Origin of the sequence: Janthinobacterium sp. UMAB-60 (genome assembly GCF_900095235.1) — a bacterium.
In the GTDB taxonomy this organism is placed as follows: domain Bacteria; phylum Pseudomonadota; class Gammaproteobacteria; order Burkholderiales; family Burkholderiaceae_D; genus Janthinobacterium.
Map to the genome: position 1 here is coordinate 1 of NZ_LT607485.1, position 18,014 is coordinate 18,014.

The 18,014-nt window shown below is 63.5% G+C and carries 13 protein-coding genes and 3 tRNA genes; 4 read left to right on the forward strand and 12 right to left on the reverse strand.

The features are described 5' to 3' along the window. Window positions 1–145 precede the first annotated feature (145 nt). From K0F86_RS07965 to K0F86_RS07995, 7 genes are all read right to left on the reverse strand, one after another. Window positions 146–220 (reverse strand) — tRNA-Thr (locus tag K0F86_RS07965). A 43-nt stretch (window positions 221–263) separates the two neighbouring features. Next, window positions 264–337, reverse strand: a tRNA-Gly gene (locus K0F86_RS07970). Between the two features lie 59 nt (window positions 338–396). Continuing rightward, window positions 397–481: transfer RNA gene (locus K0F86_RS07975), tRNA-Tyr, on the reverse strand. A gap of 233 nt (window positions 482–714) precedes the next feature. After that, complete coding sequence (locus K0F86_RS07980) at window positions 715–2,361, reverse strand: tetratricopeptide repeat-containing response regulator (RefSeq protein WP_219133922.1); 1,647 nt, start codon at window positions 2,359–2,361, stop codon at window positions 715–717. Between the two features lie 133 nt (window positions 2,362–2,494). Then, window positions 2,495–4,090 carry a DUF3369 domain-containing protein gene (locus K0F86_RS07985; protein ID WP_219133923.1) on the reverse strand — a complete coding sequence of 532 codons (1,596 nt, stop codon included), beginning with the start codon at window positions 4,088–4,090 and terminating at the stop codon, window positions 2,495–2,497. 63 nt (window positions 4,091–4,153) lie between these two features. Further along, window positions 4,154–5,224: a J domain-containing protein gene (locus K0F86_RS07990; protein ID WP_219133924.1), complete on the reverse strand. Its 1,071-nt coding sequence runs from the start codon at window positions 5,222–5,224 to the stop codon at window positions 4,154–4,156. A 148-nt stretch (window positions 5,225–5,372) separates the two neighbouring features. Beyond that, a complete protein-coding gene (locus K0F86_RS07995; protein WP_219133925.1) occupies window positions 5,373–6,524 on the reverse strand; it encodes a class I SAM-dependent methyltransferase in 1,152 nt (383 codons plus the stop codon). A 74-nt stretch (window positions 6,525–6,598) separates the two neighbouring features. Here K0F86_RS07995 and K0F86_RS08000 point away from each other — a divergent pair, with 74 nt between their 5' ends. The 4 genes from K0F86_RS08000 to pepF all read left to right on the forward strand — a co-directional run bounded on the left by K0F86_RS08000 (window position 6,599) and on the right by pepF (window position 10,876). After that, window positions 6,599–7,387: an SDR family oxidoreductase gene (locus K0F86_RS08000; RefSeq protein WP_219133926.1), complete on the forward strand. Its 789-nt coding sequence runs from the start codon at window positions 6,599–6,601 to the stop codon at window positions 7,385–7,387. A gap of 53 nt (window positions 7,388–7,440) precedes the next feature. Beyond that, window positions 7,441–7,839, forward strand: coding sequence for a dihydroneopterin aldolase (locus tag K0F86_RS08005; protein WP_046682033.1), 399 nt, complete (start codon window positions 7,441–7,443; stop codon window positions 7,837–7,839). 5 nt (window positions 7,840–7,844) lie between these two features. Next, window positions 7,845–8,807: a tRNA 2-thiocytidine(32) synthetase TtcA gene (gene ttcA, locus K0F86_RS08010; RefSeq protein WP_219134220.1), complete on the forward strand. Its 963-nt coding sequence runs from the start codon at window positions 7,845–7,847 to the stop codon at window positions 8,805–8,807. A 179-nt stretch (window positions 8,808–8,986) separates the two neighbouring features. Beyond that, window positions 8,987–10,876, forward strand: coding sequence for an oligoendopeptidase F (gene pepF, locus K0F86_RS08015; protein ID WP_219133927.1), 1,890 nt, complete (start codon window positions 8,987–8,989; stop codon window positions 10,874–10,876). Between the two features lie 102 nt (window positions 10,877–10,978). Here pepF and kefC read toward each other — a convergent pair whose 3' ends face one another. From kefC to K0F86_RS27415, 5 genes are all read right to left on the reverse strand, one after another. Further along, a complete protein-coding gene (gene kefC, locus K0F86_RS08020) occupies window positions 10,979–12,793 on the reverse strand; it encodes a glutathione-regulated potassium-efflux system protein KefC (protein WP_219133928.1) in 1,815 nt (604 codons plus the stop codon). Between the two features lie 62 nt (window positions 12,794–12,855). Then, window positions 12,856–13,425: a dual specificity protein phosphatase family protein gene (locus K0F86_RS08025; RefSeq protein ID WP_219133929.1), complete on the reverse strand. Its 570-nt coding sequence runs from the start codon at window positions 13,423–13,425 to the stop codon at window positions 12,856–12,858. A gap of 13 nt (window positions 13,426–13,438) precedes the next feature. Further along, window positions 13,439–14,605, reverse strand: coding sequence for a glycosyltransferase (locus K0F86_RS08030; protein ID WP_219133930.1), 1,167 nt, complete (start codon window positions 14,603–14,605; stop codon window positions 13,439–13,441). Between the two features lie 129 nt (window positions 14,606–14,734). Further along, window positions 14,735–16,534: a M14 family metallopeptidase gene (locus K0F86_RS08035; protein WP_219133931.1), complete on the reverse strand. Its 1,800-nt coding sequence runs from the start codon at window positions 16,532–16,534 to the stop codon at window positions 14,735–14,737. A 124-nt stretch (window positions 16,535–16,658) separates the two neighbouring features. Beyond that, on the reverse strand, window positions 16,659–18,014 hold a 1,356-nt coding region (locus K0F86_RS27415), incomplete at its 5' end, for a TonB-dependent receptor (protein WP_257572044.1).

Consider the following 18,014-nt stretch of genomic DNA (forward strand, 5'->3'; position numbering starts at 1 on the left):
GCCGATGGTGCCGACGTTGACGTGCGGCTTGGTCCGTTCGAATTTACCTTTTGCCATTTTGAACTCCTAATGATTTGATTAGATTGCTCAGGCACACGCCCGACGGTCTGGTTTGAATTGCTTCTGTGCTGCCTGCTGCGAATTCTGGTGCCCTTGACGTGGATCGAACACGTGGCCTCTCCCTTACCAAGGGAGTGCTCTACCACTGAGCTACAAGGGCTGTAATTTGTTGCATGCGATGCATCAAGCATCTGAACGGAAACTGGAGCGGGTGAAGGGAATCGAACCCTCGTCGTAAGCTTGGAAGGCTTCTGCTCTACCATTGAGCTACACCCGCGAGGTATCGTTCACTTATCTTCACTTACTTGCTACTACCCAGTTTTCCTTGCAAAAACTTGGTGGAGGGGGCTGGATTCGAACCAGCGTACTCATAGAGAACAGATTTACAGTCTGTCGCCTTTAACCACTCGGCCACCCCTCCGCGGGAACCGCAGAGTATGAAGCATCTACTCACAACTGTCAACCTTATTTACTGATGCCTGACTGCTGCATTTGCGTATAAAGAAGAAGTTGGCTGCTTCGGGGCGTGATTATAAGCTCCCGATTTGAGAATGTGCAAGGGTTGGCGTGAAAAAGTCGACTTTTTTTCGCATTTTTTTATCTTCCTCGGCTGCAAGCCGCATTTTTCCGTCATTCGCCCCCGTATTTCCCCCTTCACCGGGCGTCAGGCGGATGCATCCAGGAGTTGCCATGGGGCTTGTATTTGCGCAGCAACTGCTGGTGCAGGCCGGAAAGCACGGGCAATTTGGGGTTGCGCGGGTCCAGGCGGCGCACGCCGGCAATAAAAATCAGCGCCTGTTGCCCCATGCGCTCGTCCCAGCCCTCGTGTTCCAGGCATTTCAGCACGGCCACGGCCGCGTTGAACACCACTTGCGGATTGTCGGGCAGACGCGTGACGGCTTCGCCCATCAGATTGACGGCGCCGCGGAAATCGCCTTCTCCGGCCCTGGCGGCGCCCGCGGCCACCATATCGGCCACTTCCTGGCGGCTTTGCCGCGCCAGCGCCTTGGCCAGCTCCTCGCGCCCCGCCAGCTCGAACACGGCCATGGCGCGCGTCATGGCCGCACTGTCGGGCGCATTGCGCATGACTTCACGCATCACCTCGGCAGCGCCGTCTTCGCGCCCGTGCGCCAGGCAATGGCGCGCCAGCTCCGTTTTCAGCGTATTCGAGCTGCCCACGCTATGCCGGTTGGCGGCCAGGGCGGCGTCGAGCGATTGCTGCAGGCGTTCGGCGTTGCCCGTATGCGCATGCAGCATGGCGCTGCACAGGGCGCTGCACAGTTCCGCATTCTTTTGCCCTCCCATCGACTTGTCGAGGTCGCGGATCACGGCGCCCACCTGTAGCGGGTCGCCCTTGCGCACCAGGGTCTGCACCAGGCGCACATGGTCTTCCGGGTCACGGAACTCCGAATACTTGGCCTTGCTGACCACCAGCTTCAGGGCTTTTTCCGCCATCTCGATATCGTCGGCCGCCAGGGCCGCCTCGCCCAGCCGGCGCAAGCGGCGCACGGCATGCGGCGACAGGGCCACCGCCTCGCTCAGGGCCGCCTGCGCCAGTTCCGGCTTGCCTTGCGCCAAGTGCGTGCGCGCCAGCCAGTCATACGCGTCGAGAAAACGCTTATTGTTTTCCAATAAGCCTTCCAAGGTGCCCTGTGCCGCTGCGTACTCGCCCAGCAAAAATTGCGTCTTGGCCTGCCCCAGGCGCGCCCAGCCGATGGACTTGGCTTGGTACAGGGCTGCGTAGATCGGCTCGGCGTCGGCCGCCTCGCCCAGCAGCAAATGCAATTCCGCGCGCAGGCGCAGGAAATCGGTGGCGTAGCGGGGATACAGGCTGGCGCCCTCGGCGCAGGCGGCAATCGCCGCGCGCTCATTGCCCACGTCAATCAGTTCATACACGGGCACGAAGGCATTGCGCTTGTCCAGCGCGCGGGCTATGCGCTCAAGCATGTTCTCAGCGGTAAAGGGCTTGAGGATGTAATCGGTGGGCAGCAGCTCGACGGCGCTGACTACCTTGGCAAAGCTGCCTTCGCCCGTGACCATGAAGAACATGGTCGACGCATGCATCAATTTGTGATGGCGCAAGTCTTCCAGCATCTGCTGGCCATCCTGCCCGCCGTCGAGGTCGTATTCGCACAGGATCAAATCATACGATTTGCTGCCCAGCATGCGGATCGCCTGGCCCGAGCTGGCCGCGTCATCGATCTTCGCCAGGCCGCACAGGTTGAGCATATTGTGCAGGCTGGCGCGCATGCCTGGATGCGGCTCGATGATCAGTGCGCTGAGGCCCTTGAGTTCTTTCATGTCGTAATGTCCGAAAACTCCGCGGCGCGCCACACTGGTGCGTGGCGCCAGCCGGCATGAGGCAGCCGAGTATATGACGGCGCCGCGCGCAAGGGAATGGGGCCGTGCCGAAAAACGCCAACGAAGTTGCAACTCAGGCGGTGGCGCGCTCCGGATGCCACAGTTGCGGCTCGTGATCGATCAGGTCCAGCAGCGCCGTCACCACTTCCGGATCGAACTGGCTGCCGCTGCGCTGTTCGATGTATTCGCGCACCTGCGGATACGGCCATGGCTCCTTGTAGGGCCGCTCGTGCAGCAAGGCATCGAAGACGTCGACCACGGCAACGATGCGCGCGGCCACGGGAATATCGCGCCCCACGAGGCCGTTCGGATAGCCGGCGCCATTGAAATGCTCGTGGTGGCCGCCGGCGATCTGCGCGCCATACGTGAGGTAGCTGACGCCGTCGACCATGTTGGCGGCCCGCTCGAGGATGGTGCGCCCGACGCTGGCGTGCAGCTGCATCTGTACGCGCTCCTGGTCCGTATGCTTGCCCGGTTTCAACAGCACGGCGTCCGGCGTGGCCACCTTGCCCACGTCGTGCAGGATGCTGGCCAGGCCGATCATGTCGAGCAGCTGCGGCGTCAGCTCATCCGGATACACGCCGTACTGCTGCATGCGGCGGGCGATGGCGTCGGACAATTGCTGCACCCGCCGCACATGGCCGCCCGTGTCGCTGTCGCGGAACTCGGCCAGGTCGGCCAGCGCCACCACGGTCGCTTCCTGCGCCTTGCGCAGCTGGCCGAACATGTACAGGTTGTCGAAGGCGGCGGCGATGCGCTGGCAAAACACTTCCAGCAAGTCACGCTGGATCTGCGCCAGCGGCCAGGGCGGCGTGACGGAGATGGCCAGCTCGCGGTTGCCTTCCGTATGGATGAACAGCACATTGGCCGGATGCTCGAACTGGCTGCGCTTTTCCGCAAATGCCTTGGCGATGGTGGCGGTGAGCGCATGCTCGGCCGGCATGGCTTCCGACTCGGCCAGCATGGCATAGGTGCCCGTGGCGGCGACCACCTCAGGCCGCCCGGCGCCGCCCTGCATCAGGCACAGCACGCCGTCGGCACCCACGTCGAGGATGGCGCTGACCTGGTTGAGCACGCCGGAAGCGAATTCGCGCAGCGAATGGATCTGGTACAGATTGGTGGCGCCGGCGAGGATCTTGCCCAGGCCAATGCGGCTGCGCTCGAGCATCATCAGGCTCTCGTAGGCACGCAAAGCCGAGATGACGGTGGTAAACAGCTTCTGCGTCGTCAGTTCCGTCTTGGCCTTGTAATCGTTGATGTCGTATTCGATGATGACGCGCTGCTCGGGCGCCTGGCCCGGCTGGCCCGTGCGCAGCACGACGCGCACGATGGAGTTGTTCAGGTCGGCGCGGATGCGCTTGGCGAGGATCAGGCCGGCATCATCCGTTTCCATCACCACGTCGAGCAGCACCAGCGCGATATCGGGCGTGTCGCGCAGGATCTCGTACCCTTCGCGGCCGCTGTAGGCGGAAAACAGTTCCAGTTCGCGGCCCTTGAAACTGACATTGCGCAGCGCCAGCCGCGTGACCGCATGCACATCGACGTCATCATCGACGATCAGCACACGCCACAGGCGCTGGTCTGGCGCGGCCAGCCCGGCAGGACTGGCCACCGGCTCATCTTCGTCGAGCAGCCAGTTATCATCTGCATCGGCTGTGAGGTCGGTCATGAATACTCCTAATGGATAAGGTCGATGTGAACGCTGCGTTGACGCATATCAAGCATAATCAGATTAGATGCCGCTTACAACAGGATTCTTCGCGCCATCTTCGCCAACGGCCGGCGCCGATGCACCGCCACGCGTGGCGCCGCCACAATTGTCCTGACCCGGCCCGACCGCCTGGTAGCGCACTTCATACTTGCCAGCGCTGAGCTGTTCCATCAGCAGTTTGTCGTTCGCGAGGATGTACAGGTAGCGCACGTTCGAGCGCCGCTCCGTGTCATACAGTTTGACGAACACGGGCGCGGCATTGTGGCTGTTGTCGATGCTGACGGCCAACTCCTCGCCCTTGTTACCGATCAGGAATCCATCGACATAGCCGGAATGCGTCGGCCAGGGCTCGCCATTCGGCGCCACCAGCGCTGCGGACTCGGCCTTGCCTGCGCCATCGCAGACGGGCTGGATGGCCTTCAGGCTCAGCTGGGAAACGGCCAGCACGCGGATCTCTGGCGTCTTCGCTTCCTGCGGTTCGGGTGCATATGGCTTGCCCACCGCCCAGCTGTCGACTGCCACGGCCTCGCCTTTCGATGACGGCGGCGCGGCGCCGGCCGCTGGCGCATGCGGCTGGGCGCCATCGCGGGCCAGGCCGCTCCAGGCCGATGCCAGCGCGACCGGCACGGGCGGGGAAGTATCGAGCATCAGCAAGGCGCCCAACCAGCCCAGCAACAGGCAGACAAGCAGGCTCAGCCACCAGCGCCAGTTGCGCCAGACGGGCTGAAGGCCGCGTCGCGGCTTGCCCCTGGATGGCGGCACATCCTGCGCCCAGGCGTGCTCATGCGACTGGGCATGGCCTTTCGCGCGGCCATCGCGGCTCTTGCCATCTTCCTGGTGGGTGCTTTCCAGCCATTCGATTTCCCACTCCTCGGCAGCGATCCACTCGTCGTGTTCCCTGCGGCGTTGCGGATCGGACAAGGTGCCGTAGGCGCTGTTGAGGATCGCCATGATGCGGGCGGCCTTTTCGTCGCCGGGGTTCTTGTCCGGGTGGTATTTCTGGCTGAGGGCTTTGTACGCGGCACGTATGACTTCCTGCGGCGCCAGGCGCGCCACCTTCAGGTTGTCATAGTGTGTATGTATCTTTCCCATCGTTCTATCTTGAAATCGGTGCGCGGCGACGGGTTCTTGCAGGATGGAACCGTGCTGTGTCGGTCATCATATACGATATGACAAGATAATAACCACCGGCGGACAGGAAATTGCAGGGCGACACTGCCCTGCCTTGATATTGCCGCGCTTACAGGCGATGACTGCGGTCAGCGGACAACAGGGCTTCCGGTAACTCCACGCGGTGCCCCACCGCCAGCACCTTGAACAATTCCCCCATCTCGGCCGGCGAGACCAGCTTTTGCACGGCGCTGGCCTGCGGCAAGTACATTTTGACCTGCTCAGGATCGGTGCGCAGCAGCAAGTCGCCGAGCCCGGCGCCCAGCAGGAAGGACGCCTGGTTCATGTACGCGAGCACATCGAGGCCCGCATCCTGCGCCGCCACCGCCATGGCCGTAAAATCGACGTGGGCCGTGATGTCCTGCAAGCCGGGCAGATAAAACGGTTCCGCGTGGGCATGGTGGCGGTAATGGCACATCAGGGTGCCCGTGGCGCGCAAGTCCAGGTAATACTCGTGCGCCGGAAAGCCATAGTCGAACAGCACGGCCGCGCCGCCCTTGCCATTGGTCAGCATGCGCGCCAGCGAACGCATGAAGCCGCAGGCGACGCCGTGGATTTCGCTGACATAGCCGACGGGCAAGGCATCGGCCTCGGGCACCTGGGCGGCGATCTGCGCGGCCACGTCGGCACCGGCCGGACGTTCGACAAACACGAACTGGCCATCGGCAATGCTGACATCGAGTTCGCACCAGCCGGCGGGTGTCTTGCTGATCAGGTTGACGGGCATGGCGTCCAGCACTTCATTGCCGAACACGGCGCCCTCGAAGCTGTCGGGGAAACCGTCGAACCACACCACTTGCGGGAAGGCGGCCAGCGCCAGCTCCTGGCGCGCGCGCAATTCGCCGGACAATTCGACGATCGCATACTGTTCCACATGGATGCCGGCGCTGGCCGCTTCCGTCAGGATGTCGCAGGCCAGCTTGCCCGTGCCGGCGCCGAATTCGAGGATGCGCGGGGCCGTTTGCGCCATAATAGCGGCTGCCACATGAGCCAGGGTGGCGCCGAACAGGGACGAAATCTCGGGCGCGGTTGTAAAATCGCCATCTTTGCCCAGCTTGGCGGCGCCGCCGCTGTAATAGCCGAGGTCAGGCGCATACAGCGCCAGCTCCATGAAGCGGGCAAAGGGAATGGCGCCGTCATTGCGCGCGATTTCGGCGGCAATCTGGTGCTGCAAGGCATGGGACGCGGCCAGCGCGTCGCTATCGGGTGCGGGAAGAGACATACCCGCATTGTAGCGAATCGGCGGCGCATGCCGCCAGTGTGGCATCCACCGAATACCTCAACCATAGCAAAGACATGACAGAAGCAACGACAACGCCATTCGACAGCATCCCCCGCGTCGCCCTCGTCACGGGCGCGGCGCGCCGCATCGGCCGCGCCATCGCGCTGGGCCTGGCGCGCGACGGCTGGGATATCGCCGTCCACTACCGCCACTCGCGCGACGAAGCACTCAGCCTGGTGGCGGAAATCGTCGCGCTGGGCCGCCGCGCGCAAGCGTTCCCCTGCGACCTGGCACAGGAAGACGCCGTGCGCCAGCTATTGCCGCAGGCACAGGCGGCACTGGGACCGGTCACTTGCGTGGTCAACAACGCATCGTTGTTTGAATACGACAATGCGGGCGATTTTTCCGTCGCCGCGCTCGACGCCCATATGCACGCCAACCTGGCCGCGCCCATCCTGCTGGCGCAGGCGCTGTACCAGGCCACCCCGGCAGGCGGACAAGCGGTGGTCATCAACTTGCTCGATCAAAAACTGTACAATCTCAATCCTGATTTTTTGTCGTACACCCTGTCCAAGGCGGCGCTGCTGTCGGCGACCACCATGCTGGCCCAGGCGCTGGCGCCAAAAGTGCGCGTGGTGGGCATTGCGCCCGGCATCACCATGGTCTCCGGCGAGCAGACGGAAGCGAACTTTAGCAAGGCACATGAAAACACGCCGCTGGGACGCTCCAGCACGCCCGAGGATGTGGCCGACAGCGTCTGTTACGTGGCTGGCGCGCGCGCGCTGACGGGGACTACCCTGCTGGTCGATGGCGGCCAGCATTTGATCGGCTTGCCGCGCGACGTCATGTTTTTGACCAAATAATCAGCAGCCCTGCCAAACAACCAGCATTTCAGCATCCCCGAAAAGGTAAAACTATGTCGTCCGCCCTGTCTCACCCTCGCCTGGCCGATTGCCGCCGCCTGTTCCTGCGCAATTACGAAGTCCTCATCAATATCGGCGTCTACGACTTCGAGAAAAAGGGCGAGCAGCGCGTCCTCATCAACGTCGACCTGTACATTCCCCTGGCCCTGTCGACGCCCAAGGATGACCAGCTGGAAGAAGTGGTCGACTACGACTTCATGCGCGAAACCATCGCCAAACGCATGGCGCAAGGCCACGTGCAGCTGCAGGAAAGCCTGGTCGACGACGTGCTGGCAGCCATGCTGGCGCACCCGCGCGTGCGCGCCGCGCGCGTGTCGAGCATGAAACCGGATGTGTATCCCGACTGCGAAGGCGTGGGCGTGGAAGTATTCAAGATCAAGGATGAAGCATGAACAACATGAGCAGCACCGCCGTGCTGGAAACGACGACAACGGCCGTGGAATTCCCGGCCAACGTGGAAGCGCAGAAACTGGCGCGCAAGAAGGCGGAAAAGATCGCCCTGGAAAACAACAAGCTGCATAAGCGCCTGTGCCGCCTGGTGGGGCAAGCCATCGGCGACTTCAATATGATCGAAGACGGCGACAAGGTGATGGTGTGCCTGTCCGGCGGCAAGGATAGCTACGCGCTGCTGGACATCCTGATGACCTTGCGCGAACGCGCGCCGATTCATTTTGATATCGTCGCCGTCAACCTGGACCAGAAACAGCCGAATTTTCCGCCGGAAATCCTGCCCGCCTACCTGACGGAACTGGGCGTGGCTTTCCACATCGAAAACCAGGATACCTACAGCATCGTCAAGCGCCTGATCCCGGAAGGCAAGACTACTTGCTCGCTGTGCTCGCGCCTGCGCCGCGGCATCCTGTACCGCGTGGCCGACGAGCTGGGCGCCAACAAGATCGCCCTGGGCCACCACCGCGATGACATCCTGGAAACGTTCTTCCTGAATATGTTCTTCGGTGGAAAACTGAAAGCCATGCCGGCCAAGCTGCAATCGGACGACGGCAAGCACATCGTCATCCGCCCGATGGCGTATGTCAAAGAAGAAGACACGCAGCGCTATGCGGAAGTCAAGGGCTTCCCCATCATCCCATGCGACCTGTGCGGTTCGCAGGAAAACCTGCAGCGCAAGCAGATCAAGGGCTTGATGCGCGAATGGGACAAGAAATTCCCCGGCCGCGTGGAAAGCATCTTCTCGGCGCTGTCGAACGTGGCGCCATCGCACCTGATGGACCCGAAACTGTTCGGCTTCAAGGATTTGAAGGCGGACGGCCTGGCCAACCCCATGGGTGACATCGCGTTTGACGAAGAGCCATGCTCGACGCCGACCACCTTCGGCACGATCCCGCTGCAAGCGCTGTAAGTCCTGTTGTAAGCCCGTGTTGTTTTCGCCGCCACCGCCCAGGTGGCGGCATCCGCCCTCTTTCCCCCTGCCTCCATTTGAGGTACCGTAGTCAGCTCTGCCGGTACGCGATGTGTCACGCGCGCATTCCTGCCCGGCGGTCAGCACGCATTCTTCCGACAACCTCACTGGAATGAACCATGACGCCATCCGCGCTCAAGCGCCCCCTGCTGTTCTCCCTGCTGGCCCTCGGCCTCGCCACCGCCTATGCCGCCCCTGCGCCTGCCCCCGCGCCCACCGACCGCCAGGCCGACCGCTGGGACCTGACGGCGCTGTATCAGAACGACGCCGCCTTCGACGCCGACGCGAAAAAGCTGTCGGCCCAGCTGCGGCAACTGGCTGGCTGCAAGGGGCAGCTGAAAGCCTCACCCGCGCGCCTGAAAAGCTGCCTGGAGCTGGTCGCGGAGGCGCGCAAGCGCGTCAACACGCTCACCACCTATGCGGCGCAGTACTACGACCAGGATACGGGCGACAGCAAGGGCAACCAGCTGAACCAGCGCGCCGCCCTGCTGGGCAACGACTTCACCCAGGCCACCACCTTTCTGCAGCCGGAAATCCTCGCCCTGGGCGCCAAGCGCATCGATGCCATGCTGGCCAAAGACCAGGGCTTGCAGCTGTACCGCTTTCAATTGAGCAACATGCTGCGCAGCGCGCCGCACACGCTCGACGCGGCCGGCGAACAGCTGGTGGCGCAGTTCGGCCTGGCAACAAGCTCGGCCGCCAGCGTCTACCGCACCTTGGCCAATGCGGAAATCCCGTGGCCCAGCGTGACACTGTCGGACGGCACGCAAGTGCGGCTGGACCAGGCGGCGTACACCAAATACCGCGGCGATGACAATCGCGCCGACCGCAAGCTGGTGTTCGACGCCTTCTTCGGCAAGTGGAAAGAGTATGAACGCACGTTCGGCGAAACCCTGTACGGCCAGCTGAAGACGGATGCCGCGTATGCGAAGGTGCGCCATTACGCCGATTCGCAAAGCGCCGCGCTCGACGCCGACAACTTGCCGCCGGCTGTCTACCAGACCCTGATCGCGCAAACCAACGCCAACCTGCCCACCCTGCACCGCTACTTCAAGCTGCGCGCGCGCATGCTGGGCGTCAAGGATCTGGCGTATTACGACGTGTATGCGCCGCTGCTGAAAAGCGACCGCAGCTTCCCGCTGGCCGACGGCAAGCAGATGATGCTCGCTTCCGCCGCGCCGCTGGGCCCCGACTACGTCAAGGCGCTCACTGCCGCCGTGGAGGCGCGCTGGATGGATGTGTATCCGCGTCCGCGCAAGGTGGCGGGCGCCTACATGAATGGCGACGCGTATGACGTGCACCCGTACGTGCTGCTCAACTACACGGACAATTACGAAGCCGTCAGCACCCTGACGCACGAATGGGGCCACGCCATGCACTCGGTGCTGGCCAACAAGGCGCAGCCGTCGATCTATGCGCCGTACAGCATCTTTGTCGCGGAAATCGCCTCGACGACGAACGAAGCGCTGCTGCTCGACGCGCGCCTGAAACAGGCCAGGGACGACGACGAGCGCCTGCTGTACCTGGGCGCGGCGCTGGAAAACCTGCGCGGCACCTTCTTCCGCCAGGCCATGTTCGCCGAATTCGAGGCGGCCATCCACGGCAAGGTGGATCAGGGAGAGTCGCTGACGGGCGAGCAGATGACGGCCATCTATGCCGGCATCCTCAAGCGCTACCACGGCGAAGCGCAGGGCGTCATGCGCATCGATCCCGCCTACGCGCTGGAATGGGCGTATGTGCCGCATTTCTATCACGGCTTCTATGTGTTCCAGTACGCCACCTCGATCGCGGCGGCGCAGGATTTCGCGCAGCGCATCCTCGACAAGGAACCGGGCGCGCTGGCCGCCTACCTGAAGATGCTCGGTGCGGGCGGCTCGGCCTACCCGTATGAGCTGGTGAAGGCGGCCGGCGTCGACCTGGCCTCGCCGAAACCGTACCAGGCGCTGGTGGCGCGCATGAACGGCATCATGGACCAGATCGAGGCGATTGAAGCGAAGCGGGGGAAGTAAAGCCGGGGCCAGGCTTAGGAGGCGTAGGTCGGCTTAGCGCAAAGCGCGTAAGCCGACACCACCAATAACGCCAACAAGGTGTCGGATTACGCGGCTTCGCCGCTAATCCGACCTACCGTTTTCCACTTCCGCCGCCGCAAACGCCGCCGCATCGCTCTCGAACATGTCTTCCAGCTCCTCGCGCGCCTGGCGCGTGAGGGACATGACTTTTTGCTGGTCCTGGAAGTGCGGCGCCACTTCCAGCAGGGTCTTGAGGTTATGCGCACGGAAGATGCCGGCCGCGCGCTGCGCCCGCTCCGCGCTGAAGCCCACCTGCTGCAAGGTCTGCTCGCCCAGCAGCAAAGCCGCGGCGAAGGTCTCGCGCTCGATGATGCTCACGCCCCGCTTCATCAATTCATAGTAATGCGTGACGTTGCGCGCGCGCGCCAAAATCGTCAGTTCGGGCAGGCGCAGGCGCACGGCGTCGACCAGCGCCAGGCTGTCGTCCACATTGTCGATGGCGATCACCAGCGCCTTCGCCTTCTCGATACCGGCCGCCACCAGCAGGTCCACGCGCGTGGCGTCGCCATAAAACACTTTAAAACCGAACTTGCGCAGCAGCTCGATCTGGTCCGGATCGTGGTCGAGCACCGTCACGCCGATCTTGTTCGCCGCCAGCAGGCGGCCGATGATCTGGCCAAAACGGCCAAAACCGGCGATGACGATGGGGTTGTCCTGCGCCTCGATATGGTCGTCGGGACGGCGCTTCTTCTCGCCTTGCAGGCGCGGCGCGACGAACTTGTCGTGCGCCAGCAGCAGCAAGGGCGTGGCCACCATCGACAGGGTCACGACCACGACCAGCAGCGCGGCCGTCTGCGGCGCAAACACGTGCGCCGCTTCGGCGGCGGCAAACACGACGAAGGCGAATTCGCCGCCCTGCGACAGCAGCAGCGCAAAGAACAGCTGCTGGCCGCGGGGAATATCGAAAAACTTCGACAACACATACAGCAAGCCGATCTTGACCACCAGCAGCCCCGCCACCAGGGCCAGGATCAGCAGGGGCTGGGCGCGCAGCACGCCGAAATCGACGGACATGCCCACGGCGATGAAAAACAGGCCCAATAACAGCCCCTTGAACGGCTCCAGGTCGCTGATCAGCTCATGCCGGTATTCGGAATCGGCCAGCAGCACGCCCGCCATGAAGGTGCCCAGCGCCATCGACAGGCCCACCGATTCCATCAGCACGCAGATGGCGATCACCAGCAGCAGGGCAAACGCCGTGAAGATTTCGCGCAAGTCCGTTTTGGCGATGAAGCGCAGGATGGGGTTGACCAGGAAGCGCCCGCCGATCACCAGCGCCGCCAGCACGGCGGCCAGCTTGGCCACGCGCAGCCAGCCCGGTTCGCCGCTGTGCGTGACCAGGCCGCCCAAGAGCGGCACCAGCGCGATCATGGGAATGGCGGCGATATCCTGGAACAGCAAGATGGAAAAGCCGGCGGAACCGGCCGGCGTGCTCATCAGTTTTCGTTCGCCCAGGGTGGCCAGCACGATGGCCGTCGACGACAGCGACAGCCCCAGCGCGCCGACCAGCGCCGTGCGCCAGTCCACGCCGAACGCCATGGCCACGGCGCACAGCCCTGCGCTGACGACGCCCACCTGCGCCCCGCCCCAGCCGAAAATCGGGCGGCGCAGCAGCCACAAGCGTTTGGGTTCGAGCTCCAGGCCGATCAAAAACAGCAGCAGCACCACGCCAAATTCGGAAAAGCTGAGGATCACCTCGACATTCTTGATCAGGCCCAGGCCCCACGGTCCGATGACGACGCCGGCCACCAGGTAGCCCAGCACGGCGCCCATGCCCAGGCGCTTGGCCAGCGGCACCATGATGATGGCCGCCACCAGGTAAAACAGTATATTGATGAGAAAGCTGTGGTGTTCCATGCGGATTCCGGAAAAACGTGATTGGAATCGCAATCATGCCTGAAGTGGCGCGCCGGCGGGGGTCAAGGCTGCGGAGAGTCGATGCGCGCGCGCAGTTCGTCGAGATTCACGCGCGACAGATAGCGTTCGATGTTTTTCCACACGGCGTGGTAGCCGTAACCGCCATTTTTCAGCTCATCGATCGCCTTCTCGCGCGGCCAGCCCTGGTACAGCATGCGGTACATGGCGGCCATCATGCCCGTGCGGTCGGCGCCGTGCAGGCAGTGCAGCAGCACGGGGCCCTGCTGTTCGGCGGCGCGGATGCTGCGCATGGTCGCGATCACATGCTTGTCGCGGATGGCCCAGGTATTGATGGGAATGCGGACAGCGCGGATGCCGCTGCCTTCCAGAACTTGCGTATCGGAGTGGAAAGAGCGCAGGCTGATCACCGTCTTCACGCCCAGCGCCTGCAGCTGGGCCACGTCGGCGCTGTCCAGCTTTGCACTGCGGTATAGGCCCGGCGTGACCTGGTGCCGGTTGGACACCTGCGGCAGCGGCGTCGCCCAGTCCGGATGGCGTGGCGGCGATGGTTGTGCCCCGGCCGGCGCGGCGGCCAGCCCCAGGGCGAGGGTCAGTAGTACTGCATGCAACATCCTGGCTTCCTTGTTATCGAAGAGCGGCGCCAGCGCGGCTGTCGCCCAGCACCAGCGCCAGCACGTCGCAGGCGGCGCGCGGACGGCCCAGGGCCAGGGCTTTCGCGCGCATGGCTTGCAACTGCTCAGGATGGTCGAGCAACAGGCGCACGCGGTATTCCAGCGTCACGGCGTCAAACGCTTTCAATGCCACGCCCTGCTCCAGCAGGTAATCGGCGTTGCGCTCTTCCTGGCCGGGAATCGGCGCATTGACGATCATGGGCAAGCCCAGCGCCAGGCATTCGGAAGTGGTCAGGCCGCCCGGCTTGGTGATCACCAGGTCGGCGCACGCCATCAGGCGCTCGACTTCGCGGGTAAAACCTTGCGCCAGCAGGCGGCCCGGATACTGGCCGGCCAGGTCCTGCAACGCCACCAGCGCGGCGGCGTTTTTCCCCGCCAGCACGATCAGCTGGAAGTCGCCATCCAGCGCCAGCAGGCGCGCGGCGACGGTATCGAGGCTGCCCAGGCCGGCCCCGCCGCCCATCAGCAGAATCGTCGTGCGCCGCGGATCGAGGCCGAATGCCTGCGCGCACTGCACGCGCTCGGGCACCTGCGCAAACGCGGGCATGATGGGGATGCCCGTCACGTGGATGCGGTCGGCGGGGATGCCTTCATGGCGCATGCGGAACGCCACTTCGTCGGTGGCCGCGAAATAACCGTGCATCCGTTCTTGCACCCACATGCGGTGCAAATCGAAGTCGGTAACCTGCACCCACACGGGGCAGGCCAGCTGTTCCTGGCGCAGCGCGCGCGACAGCAGTTCGGCCGGCAGGAAATGCGTGCAGATGATGGCGTCGGGCTGGAAGGCGGCGATCTGCGCCATCAGGGCGCGCGTGTTGAGGCGCTCGATGCCACGGCGCAGGCGCTGCATCGAGCTATCGCGTGGCGCATCGTGACTGGCATGGTACAGATAGCCCCACAGCGCGGGCGCCTTGTTGACCAGCTTGATATAGAAATCCGTGTACAGCTTGCGGAACGCGGGCGTGACGAAATCCATCACATCGAGGTGGCTGGCGATGGCGGCACTACCCTCGCCGTCATCCTGCGTGGCATACGCCTCGATGGCTTGCGCCGCGCGCAGGTGGCCGGCACCGGCCGAAACGCTCAACAGGAGAATTCTTTTCTGCTTTTTTTCTGTCATGGGAAACCGATAAAAGGTGGCCGCTGACGCGGAGCATTGGAAGAATAGCATTTCCGCAATTGACTCCCATTGATCTGGCGCATCAGGCAACTGGCGACGCGGCTGGCGGCGCCACGCTCATAATGGGCCTTATAAATCCATGAAACTGACGGGCGCCACGTCGACGCGCATGACCGGATACAGGTTCAAGCGCTCATCCCACGAGGCGTGACGGCGGGCGAAAAACTCCAGGCGCGCATGCGGATTCTTGGCAAACTCGGGCTCGTCGGCCAGCTTCCGCCGGAACTGCGCCGCCAGTGCCGGGTCGGCCGCCAGCTGCGCGCGCGCCACATCCTCGGCCACATAGTCCTCCATGTATTCCTTGCGCTCGAACGCCGTGTTGAAGCCGCCCCAGGCCAGCAGCGAGTCGGGCGCGCGCGGTTCGAGCAGCGCCATCACCAGGCGCGCCTTCGGCTGGTTGACGGGCACGTACAGCACGCCCGCATCGACCAGGCGCTCTTCCTTCTGCCATTCGCCTTGCACCGCCAGCGTCTGGCGTCCTTCGAACGACTGCGCGCCGAACTTCACCTGCGTGGCGCGAAAGACTTCCACCTTCTGCCTGGCGAAGATGCTGCTCATTTCCCGGTAGGCGATGCCGTGCTGGCGCAACTTCGCGCCCACCATGGCCGCCTGCGCGCGTGGCACCAGGTAGCCGGCCTTCGGCGCGGCCACCTGCAGGTCGGGCACGATCTCGTCGCGCAGTGGCACGTGCCAGATTTGCGGCGTCTTTTCGTCATAGCGCGTCATCAGCGCGCCCGACACCTCGGACGGCGTGCGCGTATAGGCATAGCCGCGAAACGCGATCATGCGGATTTTCTCCGTGGTCCTGTAGCTGAGGGGCAGCGCGCTGCCGGGCAGCTGCGTCGCGCGCAGGTCCGCTTCCATGGCGGTTTGCCGCCATGCGGCCCCATGCTGCGCCATCTGCGACAGCAGCGAAATGATGGTGTTGCGCGTGATGCGCACGCGGGTCGGGTAGTCCTTCCACGAGTGGGTTTCCACCAGCACGCCGAAACGGTTACGCAACAGGAAATAGCCGTGTGAAAAGCGCGGGTTCGGCGTCGAATCGACAAAACCCGACTGCGGATTGTCTTCTTCGGCAAACGACATGTAGAACGGCTTCGGATCGGAACCCTGCTTTGCCAGGTCGGCCAGCACGCCGTCGCGCAGCGCCGTTCCCGCCGCGCGCAATGCCGCATCGCCCGCGTGCACGGGTTCGACCTGAATCGAGATATCGGGTTCGAACTGGGCGCCGTCCGTCACGTGCAAGTCCACGTAAGCCAGCGGATCCCAGGCATTGACCAGCGCCAGCATGTGCTGCATCTCGGGAGAGTCGGCCTTCATGTAGTCGCGGTTCAGATTGAAATTCTGCGCCGTGCTGCGCCAGCCCATTTCCACGGGGCCGCGCTGGTTCGGACGGTTCCACTGGCCGAAGCGCTCATGGCCATCGACATTGAAGACGGGCACGAACAGCAGCACCTGCTTGTCCAGCACGCCGGGAGCCGCCTTGCCCTCCAATACTTCGCGCAGGGCCAGGAAGCCCGCATCCTTGCCGTCGATTTCACCCGCATGGATACCGCCCTGCACCAACAGTACCGGCAGCTTGCGGCGCGCCGCTTCGTCCGGCGTCAGCGCGCCCGTGTTGGAAACGGCCAGCGCCAGCATGGGGCGGTTTTCCGGTGTGCGGCCAAATTCAAAGCAGCGCACCTGTTGCGGATGGTGCTCCTCGAAGCGCTGGCACAAGGCTTCCACTTCCTCGTAGCGGCCCGTCTGCTGGAAACCCGAGTACTCGGCCGCCGTCTTCAGGGAAAACTGCCGCATATCGCGCGCGGCATGCGCGTTGACGGCAAACAGGGACAACATGGCGGCGGACAGCAGGACATGGCGTAGCATCGGGCTAGCTCCATCAAGGGGGACAAGCGGGCCATTATAGAGTGGCACTCAGATAAAAACGCAGCGGAAAATAAAAAAGCCGGAACAGCGTCAGCTGCTCCGGCCTTGGTCTGGCAAGCGTGAGTTACGAGCCAAAATGGTAGTTGAACTCGACCCATCCCTGGCGGCCCTGCGGGCTGTAGCTGCCCACCGGATAGTACGGCCAGCCGCCGCTGTCGTCGCGCTTGATCTTGTCGAATACGTTGTTGACGATCAGCGACAAAGTGGCGCGGTCGTTGATGCGGTACACGGTGCTGATGTTGGCCAGCGCCGTCGGCGTCAGATAGGCCTTGCCGGCGGCGTTCGGGATCTTGCTGTAGCGGCTGACCAGCAGGGTGTTCGACCAGTCGCCAGCGCTCCAGTTCACGCTCAGGTTCAGCTTGTCGCGCCAGTCTGAATTGTTCAGCGATTTGAGTTCGTCGATCTCTTCGTCGCCGACGAATTGCTGCGATTTATTGCTCAGCACCTTGGCGTAGTTGGCCTTGAAGGCGAAGCGGCCATAGTCCGTCGTGCGCAGCAAATACTTGACGCTGATGTCGATGCCGCTGCTGCTCTGCTTGGCCGCATTGATCGGATTGACGGTGATGGTCTTGATCTCGCCGGCGCGGTTCAGCGCATTGGCGGCAAAGCGCTCGACGCGGCCCAGGGTATCGACGCAGGTCGGCGAGTTGATGTCGGTCTTGCCCAGGCGGCAATCGGCTTCATCGCGCAGTATCTTGTCGGAGCTCAGGTTCGTCACCAGGTCGTCGATCTTGATATTCCAGTAATCGACCGAGACGTCGAAATTGGATGTCGGCGACCAGACGGCGCCCACGCCAAACGACTTGCCCTTCTCCGACCGCAGATCCTTGCTGCCGTTCTGCACATAGTCGGCGCCCGGCGATTTGTTCGCGTAGTCGCAATCATCGATGGCCTGCCCGGCGACGCCGCAGCGGTAGTAGTCGGTGGTGCTCGAGTAGTAACCGGTGCCGCGCGCCTTGTAGATATAGTTCATGTCCGGCGCGCGGAAGCTGGTGGCGTAGTTGGCGCGGAACAGCAGCTCCGGCGTGGGACGCAGTTCCAGGCCGCCATTGTAGGTGAACTTGCCGTCATGGCGGCCGGCAAAGCTGTAGCGGTCATAACGGCCGGCCAGGGTGCCCGTCAACTTTTCATGCAGCGGCAGATTCACTTCCGCCCCCAGCGCATAGCGGGTGCGCGTGCCGGCCGTAATGTCGGACCGGGTGGCGACGTTGAAGTAACCTTCGTTCAGGCGCGCGTCGGGCACGTTGCTGAAGCCCTGCTTGCCCACTTCGGCGATGGTGGCGATCTTCGCCGCGCCCGCGGGCAGCTGGAACAGGTCGCCATTCGTGGCCAGGCTCAGGGTATTCGTCCAGGCCTTGTCGTCGCTGTCGGAATTGCCCGTGATGCTGTCGAATTCGGCCGCCGTCACGCGGCGCGACAG